Here is a 13,396-nt window from a genome sequence, read left to right as displayed (position 1 = left end):
TTTACTGACTCCCAAAAATCTGGCTTAAATTATGCAATGCCTCTGGTATACTTTAACGTACTGGAGATATCAAATGGAGATGAAACAAACATACTTGCTGGCCGGCGCCCTGTTGCTGGCTGGTTTTAGCGCCAGGGCCCAGGAAAGCTCTACCCAGCTTCCGCCCGTGGAGCAGAAACAGCTTGGCCCTGTTAAACCGGATACCACAACCCGCATGGAAACCTTATCGGGTATATTTCTGAACCCTACCAAGAAAGGCACTTTTGTGTTAGACTTCAACCAGGTGCTCACCGAAAATGCGCGGCTGGAGGTGAAAAACAGAGCAGGTAAACTGGTATATAAAAAACCTGTGAGCGTGGCCAAAAAAGAAACCGCCTGGCGCTTCGACCTGGGTAAACTGCGACCCGACACCTACCAAATAGAGGTCATTACCCCCGATACAACCTACTGGACGAAGTTCAAGGTTGGAAGATAAGGCAAGTTTGGGAGTTGGAGAGTTTAGGAGTTTATGAAGTAATGGGAAAAGATAGTGGAAGCTTAATCTTTTTTCAATTCTAAACTTGCTCTAGAAGCCTTCTCACTTTTTAATTCTTACTTCCTAAACTCTCCAACTCCCAAACTCCATCACACCTGGCTCCATTGCTGCACTACGTGGTACAGGAGCGTCGCGGCAAGTCTGGCGGTGCGGTTGTCCACATCCAGTGCCGGGTTAAGTTCCACCACATCCAGGGTAAGAAGCTTGCCACTGCTTATAATTTCCTGTAACAAAATGAGGGCGATTTCCGGGTGTATACCTAATGCAGCCGGCGCGCTGACGCCCGGCGCATAGGCCGCTGTGAATACGTCCAGATCAATACTGACATACAGTACATCCACCAGCGCCATAAACTGCTGTAACTTTTCGCGTAGTGCTTCAAAGTTGTATACCTGCATGGCCGGTGCCAGCACGTAGTCAGCCCCGTAAGAAGCTGCCGTGTTGAAGAGCTTTTGTGTATTACCATACTGCTGTATACCCAGGCACAGGTAGTTAAATTCCTGATTGTTGTCTATCATGTCGTCCGCGATCTGCAGAAACGGCGTGCCGGAGCTTGGCTGTTTCTCGTAACTGCGCAGGTCAAAATGGGCATCGAAGTTGATGATACCAAGCTGCTTATCGGCTGGCAGCGCCTGCTTTATACCCAGGTAGTGGCCATAGGCAGTTTCATGTCCGCCACCGAGGATGATCGTTTTATACGTGTTGGACAAGAGCGTATGCACCTTCTTGCCGAGCTGTTTCTGTGCCTCCTCCAGGTTCTGGTTAGTGCAAAATACATCCCCAGCATCAAAAAGGGCTGTGTCATCTTCCAAATGCCAGGCAAACGAGGCCATGGCCTGGCGTAAGGCCGAAGGTCCCTGCACAGCCCCTTCCCTGCCCTGGTTCCGGCGCACCCCCTCATCGCAGCAGAAACCCAGAAAAGCAACTGCTTGCTCCGCCGTCGCGGGCTCAGTTTCCGCACTCAAATCGAGCAGCTTTATACCTTGGTGCCAACGCTTGCCTTCATCGCCGTCTGCGGCGTCTACTCTGCCCTTCCAGGTGCCGGGTGCTGTAGGTTTATACATATGTTGAATGTTGGTGAGTTCAATTTACTTCTTTTGTCATCCTGTAAGGATCATGGTAGCCATTCGCTTCGGCTTAACCTCTCATGAGCAGGGATTTCTAGTTCAAATAAGTCTCTTAACAAAATGAAAGTAAGTTTATTAGTCTGTTTTATTAGAATTAAAAGGTCCCGCCTATGTTAGGAGCAGGCGAATACATTCTAGTGGAAGAAAATGGCTGGTGCAATGGACAATTGCAATGCAAATAGCCCTTATACCTCCCGGCCTCTCTTCCATACCTGCATTGGTTTAAGCTTACCTTGCTGGTAGAAGATTTCCTTATAATTATCTGTTGGGAAAGCGATCAGGTCGGCTTGCATACCCTTCGCGACAATACCACGATCTGTGAGGTTGAGAGCTTTGGCAGCACGAACGGTTATACCCGCCAGGGTCTCGGCAATGGTAAGTTTTTCGGAGGCTCCGAGCAGAGCGGCTTGTAAAAGCAGATCACCCATTGGGGCAGAACCCGGATTCCAGTCTGTGGCGATGGCCACACAAAGACCACCATCAAGCATCCGGCGGGCCGGGGCATAGTGCATGCCTAGTCCCAGCGAGGCGCCCGGTAACACGGTGGCTACCACACCCGCTTCCCGCATCAGCGCAAACTCTTCCTCACCGCTGGCCTCCAGATGGTCGGCGCTAACGGCCCCGGCTTCGGCAGCAATACGGCTACCACCGGTACTGAACTGATCGGCATGCACCGTAATCTCGAAACCCAGCTCTTTGGCAGCAGCCAAATACTCCAACGATTCTTCCTCGCTGAAGGCCGTTTCCTCAATAAAAATATCCACCCGGTTAGCTAAGCCCTGCTCCTTCACCTGGGGCAATAGTTGCGTCACCACTTCCTGAAGGTAGAGCCGCGAGTCGGTGTGCTCAGGCGGACGCATGTGCGCAGCCAGGCAAGTAGGGATCAGCTCTAACGCATGGTGCTTGTTTACGAGTTGAATAGCCTCCAGCATCTTGAGTTCCTCTTCGGTGGTCAGTCCGTAGCCACTCTTCACTTCGCAGGTCGTCACGCCTTCAGACAAGTGGCGGTCGCAGCGCTTTTTGAGTAAATCGACCAGCTCCACCAGCGTAGCTTCACGGGTTTTGCGTACGCTGTCCAAAATGCCACCGCCACTACGGGCTATTTCCAGGTATGATTTGCCGGCAACGCGCATGGCGTAGTCGTTGGCACGCGAACCGGCAAAACAGATGTGCGTGTGGGCATCGATCAGGCCAGGCAGCAGCACCATCGGCTGGTCGATCTTATGAAATATGTAATTGCTGTCGGTGGCATGCTGCAGCAGTTTGTCGTAGTTGCCTACCTGCATGATGCGACCTTCGTAAACCAACACGCCCACGTTTTCCAGCACCTGCAATTGCTCGTCAGCGATCGGTCCTGTCTCCGGCAACTCAGCCATCGTGAGCACCTGGCTGAATGGTCCAATCAGTATATGTGTGTTTTCTTCTTTCATAGTGTTTGCGTTTGCCTGCTATACCTCTTTTCAAATTTCAGTTACGAACTCCGAAACTGAGACTGAAAAAAGTATAGCTGATAACTATCAAATAAATCGGAGCTATCAGGTAGGGGATAATACATTGAAAAAGCCCTCCCTGTTTTTGGGGAGGGTTTGTGTTTTCGTTACAAGTTTAAGCCAAATTCCTCCGCATTTTGCTGCGCGGTTTCGTAACCCGCGTCGGCGTGACGGAAGATGCCCATGGCCGGATCGTTGTGCAGCACGCGGCTCAGGCATCGGTCGGCACGCTCGGTGCCGTCGGCCAGAATCACCATACCTGCGTGTTGCGAGTAGCCAATCCCTACGCCGCCCCCATGGTGGAACGACACCCAGGTAGCACCACCGGCCGTGTTCGACATCAGGTTGAGCAGCGGCCAATCCGATACGGCGTCAGAACCATCGAGCATACCTTCGGTTTCGCGGTAGGGCGATGCCACGGAGCCGCAGTCGAGGTGGTCGCGACCAATCACGATCGGGGCCTTTACTTTGCCATCGCGCACGAGTTGATTGAACATCAGCCCAGCTTTTTCACGCTCGCCCATCCCCAGCCAGCAGATGCGGCAAGGCAGTCCCTGAAAGGCCACTTTCTCTTCGGCTTCGTCCAGCCATTTGATCATGTGCGTGTTGTCGGGGAAAAGCTCTTTCAGTGCCTCGTCTGTCACACGGATATCCTCCGGATCACCGGAAAGGGCCGCCCAACGGAAAGGGCCTTTGCCTTCGCAGAAAAGCGGACGCATGTACTCCGGTACAAAGCCCGGTATGTTGAAGGCATTCGGCTCACCACCCTGCTGGGCAAACTCGCGGAGGTTATTGCCATAGTCGAAGGTGCGGCTGCCACGGCGCTGCAGTTCCAGCATAAAGCCCACATGGCGGGCCATACTTTTAAGGGAGCGGGCTTTATATTCCTTTGGATCGCGCTCACGCAGCTCCTTGGCTTGCTCCAGCGTCAGTCCGTTTGGCACGTAGCCGTTGATCGGATCGTGGGCCGAGGTTTGGTCAGTGAGAATCTCTGGGGTAATGTTATCCTGGATCAGTTTATCCAACACATCGCCGATGTCGCCTACGAGACCTATGGAGATGGCCTCCCCCTTTTCTTTGGCTTCGAGTGCCCAGCTTTTCGCCTCCTCGTAGTCGTAGGTCATTTTATCGATGTAGCGGGTTTCGAGGCGCTTTTTGATGCGCTCCGGATCCACATCTACACCCAGGAAGGTGGCACCGGCAATGGTTGCCGCTAGCGGTTGCGCTCCGCCCATACCGCCTAGTCCGCCTGTTACGAGCAGTTTGTGGCGCAGGTCGTCGTTGAAGTGGATTCTACCGCAGGCGGCAAAAGTCTCGTAAGTACCTTGCAGGATACCTTGCGTCCCGATGTAGATCCAGCTGCCCGCCGTCATCTGGCCGTACATCATCAGGCCGCGGGCACGGAGTTCGTTGAAGTGCTCCCAGGTGGCCCAATGCGGTACCAGGTTGGAATTGGCGATGAGCACACGCGGTGCCTCAGCATGCGTGCGCACCTTGCCTACCGGCTTGCCCGACTGCACGAGCAAGCTCTCATCCTCCTCCAGGTTCAGCAACACCTCGATGATCTTTTGCGCATCTTTTACTGTTCGTGCCGCCTGGCCTATCCCTCCGTATACCACTAAGCGGCTCGGGTCTTCGGCTACTTCGTCGGTCAGGTTGTTGAGGAACATGCGCAGGGCTGCTTCGGATTGCCAGTTTTTGGCGTTTAGTTCCGGACCGGTTGGCGGAATATAAGTTGGGTGGTTGGCGTATTTCTGGATAAACTCGCTCACAGAGAGTCCGGAGCGCTTCACAGTTTCGGTGGCAGTAGCGTTATTCATAGTTGATTGTCTCGTAAAATCCTGTTCAATATTCTTAAAAATAAAGGAAAAAGGATAGGAAAATCATGCTTAATTTCAGCCACACAGCTATACTTGCATTATTGTCTGAACACCAGTGCCATGTTTCACATCCCGCTCGCTTCCCTCCACGCCCAGTTCGGCGACATCGACATCTACCTCTTCGACCAATTGTTGAAAGGTAGGATACAAAAAGGTATGACTTTGTTAGATGCTGGCTGTGGAGCAGGCCGAAACATTGCCTACCTGATGCAAGCAGGGGTACAGGTATACGGAGCTGATATTTCAGCGGAGGCGATCAAGAGAACGAGGGAATTAGCCTCGCAACTCGCTCCCACCTTACATGCCAAGAACTTTGTAGTAGCTGACCTGGACGCACTACCATTCGAAGATACCCGGTTCGACGTCGTGCTCTGCAGTGCCGTGCTTCACTTCGCCCGAAGCGAAGAACATTTCAAAAAGATTGTTAGGGAGTTGTGGCGGGTACTCAAGCCGGGCGGTATGCTCTTTGCCCGCTTCAGTACCACCATCGGACTTGAGGAAAAGCTGCAACAATTGGAGGGCCGGTTTTACCGGATGTCGCACGGACCCGTTTGGTTTCTGGCGGATGAAGTGATGATCATGGAGTTGGAAAGAGAGTTAGGGATGGTAAGGCTGGAGTCGTTGAAGACGGTATTGGTGGAGCAGGAAAGGACGATGACGACGTGGGTGGTGCGGAAGTGACCTCCCCCAGCCCCCTCCTAAAAACAGGAGGGGGAGTTGAAAGTATTTATTTTTTTACCCTCATTCGCGTCTCGCTAGATTGGATCATTTTGTGGCGTCCCGCCAACTGTACCAAACAACCTAAACTAATATCCAGAGTCCGCTGGATTCATATATCCCGAAATCGTTCGGGACGAGTTGGTTTAACCCCCTCCTGTTTTTAGGAGGGGGCTGGGGGGAGGTCATTTTTCACTCACCAAACCCATCGACTTCACCAAATTGATAAACTCAATCCGATACCCCTCTTCATCTTTCCCACGCGCATTCTTGGCTAGCTCCAGCACCATGGGGAACGAGGCATTGCCTTTGTGTTCCGAGTCGCGGAGCAGCATGCCGCAGGCCGCCACAGCAGCTGAGAAACGGAAGCTGTCGGAGGTTTGGGTGGCAGATATTGCCTGACTGCTCACTGTCTTTGTCATTAGCCTGCTCGTCTCGCCGTCAGGTTCTTTGTAACGCAGTTTCATGGTGAGCATCTCGTCAGAACTCTTTGCTTTTGGGTCGAGACTTGTTTTCTGGTATTTCAACGCATCTACAGTTCCTGCCTGCGTTTGAGACGAAGCGCCTACTGGCACAATTTCATAGAGGGCCGTGACAGTATGGCCCGAACCCATGTCGCCGGCGTCTTTTTTGTCGTCGTTGAACTCTTCGTTGGCCAGGGCGCGGTTTTCGTAGCCGATCAGGCGGTAGGCTTTCACCTTGGCCGGGTTAAACTCGAGCTGCAGCTTCACGTCTTTGGCGATGGTGAAGAGCGTGCCGCCGAACTCGTTCACAAACACTTTCTGCGCTTCCCGGATGTTGTCGATGTAGGCGTAGTTGCCGTTGCCTTTGTTGGCGAGCTGCTCCATGCGGGAGTCTTTCAGGTTGCCGGTTCCGAAGCCCAGCACGGTCAGGAACACACCGGTCTCCCGCTTCTTCTCGATCAGGCGCTGCAGTTCGCTGTCGCTGCTCACACCTACGTTGAAGTCCCCGTCCGAAGCCAGGATCACGCGGTTGTTACCGCCTTTCATAAAGTTATCTTCGGCAACCTTATAGGCCAGGTTGATGCCAGCGCCACCTGCCGTAGAGCCACCTGCCTCCAGTTGGTCCAGCGCCGTAATAATCTTCTTCTTTTCTTTCCCGGAAGTGGAGGGCAGCACCAATCCAGCCGCACCCGCATACACCACCATCGACACCTGGTCCTGCGGACGAAGCTCCTCCACCAGCAGTTTCAATCCGGCTTTCACAAGCGGCAGTTTGTCAGGCGAGAACATCGAGCCGGACACGTCGATCAGAAACACCAGGTTGGAAGGTGGTAACTGATCGGTGGGCACACGCTTGCCCTGCAGCCCGATATGCAGCAACTGATTATTCTTGTTCCAGGGGCAAGCAGAAAGTTCGGTCGTGACAGAAAAAGGTGCATCGCCGGTGGGTTGTGGGTAGTCGTAATTGAAGTAATTAACCATTTCTTCAATGCGAACGGCATCGGCAGGCGGCCGCTGGCCCTGGTTCAGGAAGCGGCGCACATTGCTGTAGGAAGCATTGTCGACGTCGATGGAGAAAGTGGAGAGCGGGTTATTCTGTGCATCCAGAAAAGAACTCTCTTTGATGAAATCATAATTCTCGGTGTTGTGCACCATGGGAGCAGCATCGAATACTGGGCTTGCGACATAGGTCATATTTTCTGCCCTGTTCCTTCCGGAGAAGACACCAGCCACCTTACCTGCCAGCGCCCGGGACATGCTTTGCTCCACTACAACCACTTCATGGAGTGTCTGGGTATCCAGCTGTAATTTCACGTCCACTACATCCCGCTTGCCCACCTTAATTTCCTGGGTCTTATAACCGATGTAGCGAAAGACAAGCGTGGCCTTGTCATCCGGTATAGCCAGGCTATACTTGCCGTGCTGGTCAGTGGCGGCCCCTGTGGAGGTACCTTTGATCAGGATGCTCACGCCGGGCAGCGGACTGCCGTCGTTGGAGTCGGTAACGGTGCCGGTGATGGTGCGGCTTTGAGCGGATGCAGTCAGCCCGAACAGTAGCAGGGCCAGCAGCAGGAAGAGGTTCTTTTTCATGGCTATTATGTTTTGGTTTCCGACATGATGCCACCTCCACAGGCTTTCCATAAAATTTTCAGAATATTTTTCTTTTCTTTAGAAAATCAATCCCGGCACATGCTCCCATTCTTCATCAAGCTCTTCACGAACGCCAAGCCGCCACCCGACGACGCGGAGCTGGTGCGCTTGTACAAAGAGACGGGCGATCTGGAGCATGTGGGGGAATTGTTTCAGCGACACGCCAAACTCGTATACCTGGTCTGCCAGAAATACCTGCAAGATGCCGAGGAAAGCAAAGACGCCACCATGCAGCTGTTCGAGCATGTTTCAAAAGCGCTGCTGCAGCATGAGGTGAATAATTTCAAGAGCTGGCTGCACGTGACCACCCGCAACTACTGCCTGATGCAACTGCGGGCCAACAAACACAAAACAAAGGTACCGCTCTCAGATAATGCCCCGCCTTTTATGGAAAGTGCGGAGCCCCTGCATCCTACCGACGCAGAGGAATCCGAGAAAATAGAACAGGCTTTGCACGCGGCTCTGAAAGAGCTGCCACTACAGCAGCGGGAGTGTGTCGAGCTCTTTTACCTGCAGCAAAAGAGTTACAAAGAGATAAGCGCCCAGACGGGTTGCGACCTGAACCAAGTGAAAAGCTACATCCAAAACGGAAAGCGAAACCTGAAAATCATCATGGAGAAAAACCATGCAGTCAGATAGCCGACATATCCTATGGGACGGGGGCGACCACCCTTCCGAGGAACTGCTGGAGCAGTACCATGGAGGCACATTGCCCGAAGCCCTGCATCACCAACTGGAGCGCCACCTGCTGGACTGCGACCTGTGCTCGGATGCACTGGAGGGGCTCGAAGTGTCTGATGCCGCTACAACTGATCGTGACCTGCGGGACATTAATCGCCACATCGCGGCCAAAAGTCAGCAGCGCAGGAACCTATACCTCACAGATTGGAAAGTAGTCGCAGCCGTCATGCTGGTGTTGCTCTCTTCGGTGGCGGTCTTCTACTACAATTACGAGCAAGTGCGCGAACAGCAAGGTATAGCCGCCCAGCAGGATCAGGCCATTCAGGAAGCAATGGACCTGGGCGAAAAGCCAGCAGCTTTACCTGAAACTGTAGCTGAGGCGAAGCCAGACACGGTGCGACCTGGCCAGGTAGCGGCAATCTCTAAGTCCCGAAAGATCCCCACACCACGAGCCCGCAAAAGCCCTGCTTTAGGGGAACAAGCTATTGTGTTTGCTGATGATATAGAAGAAGTAGAAGTTGAAATGGAGGTGGCTGATCTGACCGAAGCTATACCTGAAAAAGCCGTCACAGCACAAACCAACAAACTGGCTGAAGTTGTCGTTGCCACTCCGCCACAGCGCCTCAGCCTGCAGCCAGAAAGTACGTCCGTGGCCAAAGCCCTGCAGGGGCGTGTAGCTGGTGTGCACGTGCAGCGCGACAAAGCGCTTGGGCACAATCAGGTGCAGGGTCAGGTAGTGGACCAGGACGGGACACCGCTGCCCGGTGTGTCGGTTGTCGTAAAAGGCACCAGCCAGGGCGCAGCCACCGATGCGCAGGGTAATTTTGAGCTGACTTTGCCGGATGAAAAGGCGACGCTGGTCTTCCGTTATATTGGCTACCAAACCAAGGAAAAAGGGGTGAATGCCGGTGCGGACCCGATCACCCTAGATCTGGCCCTGGACACAAAGTCTTTGAGCGAAGTGGTCGTTACACGACAGTACAACACTACCTCCGCTCCTATCGTGGCAGCCAAGCCTGCTCCCAATCTCAAGACATACCGTCAGTATTTAGCAGATAACCTGCGCTACACACCAGGCATGACCAAAGGCCGTGTTGTGATTCGGGCAACTGTTATGACAGACGGTTCGCTTGAAAATCTGGAAGTTATCCGCAGCCTTTGCGAGCCTTGTGACGACGAAGCCATGCGCCTGGTAGCACAGGGTCCGAAATGGCAACCAGCTATGCAAAATGGCCACAAGGTGGAGCAGCAAGTCAGGATCGTTGTGCGCTTCAGACCTGAAAAATCAGAATAAATGGAAGACTTCATAAGATCAGAATGGGAGGCGCTTTGCCGCAGGTATAGCGCCGACGAGGCCTTGATCGGGCAGCTGTGGGTAGAACTGGTGAAAGCCTACACCGCCAAAGACCGGCACTACCACAACCTAACGCACATCTCTTACATGCTGGAGCTAGCGCATCGGTATAACGTAGCAAACGATCAAGTTTACTTACTACTCTTCTCCATCTTCTACCACGACATCGTGTACAAGGCCACACGTTCTGACAACGAAGAGCAGAGCGCCGCACTGGCACAGGACCGACTCCATCGCCTAGGTATACCAGAAGCCGATATTCTACAAGTTAAAGACTTGATAATCGCCACCAAGACACATCAGGCAAGTGAGGATAAGCTAACTAACCTGCTCCTCGATCTGGACCTGGCTATACTCGGTGCAGACGAAACACGCTATGACAGGTATAGCCAGGGAGTGCGAAAAGAATACAGCATGTACCCTGACCTTATCTACAAACCAGGAAGAAGAAAGGTGTTGAAGCATTTCTTAACACAAAAGCAGATATACAAAACAGCTGCCTTTCAGGAGGAATTTGAAAGTAACGCGAGAGCGAATTTAAAACGTGAACTGGCAAAGCTTAATTAACTAAAAGGGCTCCCACTTATGCAGCAGGAGCCCTTTTAGTTTGTTTAGTTCATCTATTTCAAGCTTTCCATATCGATCACAAAACGGTACTTGACATCGCTGCGCAGCATGCGTTCGTAGGCTTCGTTGATATCTTCCATTTTGATCAGCTCAATGTCAGCTTCGATGTTATGCTCGGCACAGAAGTCCAGCATTTCCTGGGTTTCCGGTATACCTCCGATCATGGAACCCACCAGTCGTTTGCGGCGGGCAATCAGGCTGAAGCCGGCTACGGTAGAAGGCTCCGGTGGCGCTCCCAGCAGGATCATGGTGCCATCCCGTTTCAGCATGGACAGGTATAGGTTGTAGTCGTGCGGGGCCGAAACGGTGTCGATGATGAAGTCGAAGGAATTGCGCAGCTGCCTGAGTGTGGCCTCGTCTTTTGTTACGGCAAAGTTGTGGGCTCCCAGGTCCAGTGCGTCCTGTTTTTTATTGGGCGAGGTACTCAGTACTGTTACATCAGCGCCTTTGGCAGCAGCGATCTTCACGGCCATATGGCCCAGTCCGCCGAGGCCCACAATGCCGACGCGGTGTCCCTCCCCGATCTGCCATTGCATGATAGGCGAATAGGTGGTGATGCCAGCGCAAAGTAAAGGCGCCGTGCGGGCCAGGTCCAGGCTCTCAGGCACCTTCAGGGTATAGTTCTCATCTACCACAATCTGGTTGGAGTAGCCGCCGTAGGTAATGGTTTTACCGTCGCGCTCGTAGCTGTTGTAGGTACCCACGTTCTGCACCTCACAATACTGCTCCAGGCCTTCCCTGCAGCTGTCGCAGGTGCGGCATGAATCTACAAAGCAGCCCACACCAGCTAAGTCTCCTTCCTTGAATTTCTTAACGCCTGCACCCACTTTCGTCACCACACCCACAATTTCGTGGCCGGGCACCAATGGGTACATGGCACCGCCCCACTCGTCGCGCACCTGGTGCAGGTCAGAGTGGCACACGCCACAGTATTTAATATCAATGAGCACGTCATACTCCCCTACTTCGCGGCGCTCCAGGCTGAAGGGACCGAGCGGACTGGTCGGGTCGAATGCGGCAAATGCTTTTGCTTGAATCATAGTTTTTAGTTAAAAGTTACAAGTTAAAAGTTAAAAGGTCTGCAGGCCGGTCGGCGTAGCGTGACATTGTACAGGTATACCTAATAGGTATAGCTATTGCCGATCTTCACAGCAGCAGCACAACCTTAAGCCAGACTGTCATCGCCAATACTTCCCCAAGACATCCTATACCTTACAAACGACTCAGGAAAAAGTTTGCCGGTACGCCTTTTGCCCCGGGCTTTATGGCAAAAATGCCTCCGCTTTGCGGGTATTGTTGCAGCTGGTCTTTGTCCAGGCCGTCGCGGGCGGTGGTGATGTAGAGGGTGTCAAGCCGCGCACCGCCAAAGGCGCAGGAGGTGGTGTGCGGAGCGGGTACCGTAACTTTCAGCAGCATCTCCCCGGTTTCCGGGTCCCAGCAGCCCACGCCACCGCCACCGTAGAGCGCGATCCAGAGCCGTCCTGTTTCGTCAATGGTCATTCCGTCGGGCTTGCCCTCCTGCTCAGGCATAGTAATTACGTCTCGCTCTTTCCGGATGGTTCCCGTGTCATGATCGTAGGCAAAGGCCTGTACTTTACGGGTTGGGGTGTCTATGAAATACATGCGCTGCTTGTCAGCAGTCCAGACCAGGCCATTGGAATTGCTCAGGTTGTCGAGCACCTGTGTCATCTGCCCGTTGTGCTCCATGCGGTAGAGCGCTGCGGCACCTTCCTGCGAGTCGAGGGCTATGGTGCCTACCCAAAACCTGCCGGCCGGGTCACATTTTCCGTCGTTGAACCGGATATCATCCCGCTCAAGCGGATTGCTTACAAATGATAGCTCGCCGGTTTCGGTGTTGATGAAGTGTACCCCATTCTGCAAGGCCACCAGGGCTCCGCCATTCACTACAGGCACCACCGTGCCCACCCGCTCCCCAACGGGCCAGGTGGTATCTTCGTCGGTAGTGGGGTCGAACAGGTGCAGTTCACGGCCTTCTATATCCACCCAGTAAAGGCGTCTCTCAGCCGGATGCCAGATCGATCCCTCGCCCAGCGTCGCCTTCGCGTCGAGCACCAACTCTGCTTCCAGTTCACTGTAATTTTTGGCTTTGCTCATGGCGTGTCGGTTTGCTTAGGTATAGGTATAAAAAAAGCTGTCCCTATACCTGCACAGGTACCGGGACAGCTTCGTTCAATCAACTTATTTGCGGAGTGAGAGGATGTAGCGGGACATTTCCTTGGCATCACCTTCGCTCAGGTTCGGGTGCGGAGGCATTGGGATCTGTCCCCACACGCCGGCTCCACCCTTGATGATCTTGCCAGCCAGATAGGTGATGTTCTTGTCGTTGGCCTCATACTTCTGCGCCACTTCTTCATACGAAGGACCCACTACTTTCTGGTCTACTTTGTGGCAGGCCAGGCAGTCCGATCCGGCAATCAGTTTTTCGCCTTTCGCATACTGTCCGGCAAGTGCCTCTTTTGGCTGTTCAGCTGTCGCGGTGGTTTCCGGTCCGGTCGGTGTGCCGGCCGGAGTTGTCTGGGCTCCTTGCGTAGCGCCTCCAGCAGGTGGCGTTGTGGCCGGACGCGGCGGTTGCGGACGAGAGGCTACGGCGGTTGTGTCGGGCTGGTAGTCACTATCGTAATAGCGTTCATACTCTGACTTCTGTTCGTTGCCGCAGGCTGACAGAAGCGCGAAGGCTGAGATGGCCATCAGAATCTTTTTCATAGTGATATTTTTTTGTTTGTTCTGTTTTTGCTCGGAGAGCACTCAGAAAGTATGTACTGACCTGAGCACTTAAAGTTTTATGTTTCCGACCTGGCAGGCTATCTATGCGACCATGACTATATTTTGGGGATTCTATTGATGAAATGC

At 53.3% G+C, this 13,396-nt stretch carries 12 protein-coding genes; 5 read left to right on the top strand and 7 right to left on the bottom strand.

Annotated elements, in window-relative coordinates; genetic code table 11:
* Positions 1 to 79 precede the first annotated feature (79 nt).
* Complete coding sequence (locus BD749_RS18935) at positions 80 to 475, top strand: hypothetical protein (RefSeq protein ID WP_245869452.1); 396 nt, start codon at positions 80 to 82, stop codon at positions 473 to 475.
* 149 nt (positions 476 to 624) lie between these two features.
* Here the strand turns inward: BD749_RS18935 and hutG are convergent, their stop codons facing one another.
* The 3 genes from hutG to hutU all read right to left on the bottom strand — a co-directional run bounded on the left by hutG (position 625) and on the right by hutU (position 4,972).
* Positions 625 to 1,599: a formimidoylglutamase gene (gene hutG / locus BD749_RS18930; protein WP_101447441.1), complete on the bottom strand. Its 975-nt coding sequence runs from the start codon at positions 1,597 to 1,599 to the stop codon at positions 625 to 627.
* Between the two features lie 248 nt (positions 1,600 to 1,847).
* A complete protein-coding gene (gene hutI / locus BD749_RS18925; RefSeq protein ID WP_101447439.1) occupies positions 1,848 to 3,092 on the bottom strand; it encodes an imidazolonepropionase in 1,245 nt (414 codons plus the stop codon).
* Between the two features lie 167 nt (positions 3,093 to 3,259).
* Positions 3,260 to 4,972: a urocanate hydratase gene (gene hutU, locus BD749_RS18920; RefSeq protein WP_101447437.1), complete on the bottom strand. Its 1,713-nt coding sequence runs from the start codon at positions 4,970 to 4,972 to the stop codon at positions 3,260 to 3,262.
* 120 nt (positions 4,973 to 5,092) lie between these two features.
* On the opposite strand from hutU, the gene BD749_RS18915 reads away from it, so the two are divergent.
* Positions 5,093 to 5,713, top strand: coding sequence for a class I SAM-dependent methyltransferase (locus BD749_RS18915; protein ID WP_101447435.1), 621 nt, complete (start codon positions 5,093 to 5,095; stop codon positions 5,711 to 5,713).
* 221 nt (positions 5,714 to 5,934) lie between these two features.
* On the opposite strand, the gene BD749_RS18910 is transcribed toward BD749_RS18915, so the two are convergent.
* Positions 5,935 to 7,803 carry a vWA domain-containing protein gene (locus tag BD749_RS18910; protein WP_101447433.1) on the bottom strand — a complete coding sequence of 623 codons (1,869 nt, stop codon included), beginning with the start codon at positions 7,801 to 7,803 and terminating at the stop codon, positions 5,935 to 5,937.
* A 99-nt stretch (positions 7,804 to 7,902) separates the two neighbouring features.
* Here BD749_RS18910 and BD749_RS18905 point away from each other — a divergent pair, with 99 nt between their 5' ends.
* The 3 genes from BD749_RS18905 to BD749_RS18895 are packed head-to-tail and all read left to right on the top strand — an operon-like array spanning position 7,903 to position 10,465.
* Positions 7,903 to 8,502, top strand: coding sequence for an RNA polymerase sigma factor (locus tag BD749_RS18905; protein ID WP_101447431.1), 600 nt, complete (start codon positions 7,903 to 7,905; stop codon positions 8,500 to 8,502).
* The gene (locus BD749_RS18900) at positions 8,489 to 9,838 is read left to right on the top strand and encodes an energy transducer TonB (protein WP_101447429.1); all 1,350 of its coding nucleotides are present in this window, start codon (positions 8,489 to 8,491) and stop codon (positions 9,836 to 9,838) included. The genes BD749_RS18905 and BD749_RS18900 overlap by 14 nt, the downstream gene beginning before the upstream one ends.
* Positions 9,839 to 10,465 carry an HD domain-containing protein gene (locus BD749_RS18895; protein ID WP_101447427.1) on the top strand — a complete coding sequence of 209 codons (627 nt, stop codon included), beginning with the start codon at positions 9,839 to 9,841 and terminating at the stop codon, positions 10,463 to 10,465.
* Between the two features lie 53 nt (positions 10,466 to 10,518).
* Here BD749_RS18895 and BD749_RS18890 read toward each other — a convergent pair whose 3' ends face one another.
* The 3 genes from BD749_RS18890 to BD749_RS19510 all read right to left on the bottom strand — a co-directional run bounded on the left by BD749_RS18890 (position 10,519) and on the right by BD749_RS19510 (position 13,249).
* Positions 10,519 to 11,565, bottom strand: coding sequence for an NAD(P)-dependent alcohol dehydrogenase (locus tag BD749_RS18890; RefSeq protein WP_101447425.1), 1,047 nt, complete (start codon positions 11,563 to 11,565; stop codon positions 10,519 to 10,521).
* A gap of 172 nt (positions 11,566 to 11,737) precedes the next feature.
* Positions 11,738 to 12,640 (bottom strand): SMP-30/gluconolactonase/LRE family protein, encoded by a 903-nt coding sequence (locus tag BD749_RS18885; RefSeq protein ID WP_101447423.1) that lies wholly within the window; start codon positions 12,638 to 12,640, stop codon positions 11,738 to 11,740.
* An 84-nt stretch (positions 12,641 to 12,724) separates the two neighbouring features.
* Entirely contained in the window at positions 12,725 to 13,249 is a 525-nt protein-coding gene (locus BD749_RS19510; RefSeq protein WP_180336466.1) for a c-type cytochrome, read from the bottom strand.
* Positions 13,250 to 13,396 lie beyond the last annotated feature (147 nt).

Source organism: Pontibacter ramchanderi (assembly GCF_002846395.1).
GTDB classification, from domain to species: Bacteria; Bacteroidota; Bacteroidia; order Cytophagales; family Hymenobacteraceae; genus Pontibacter; species Pontibacter ramchanderi.
The sequence above is the reverse complement of the archived record's forward strand: the minus strand, read 5'-3'. Positions and strand labels throughout refer to the sequence as shown.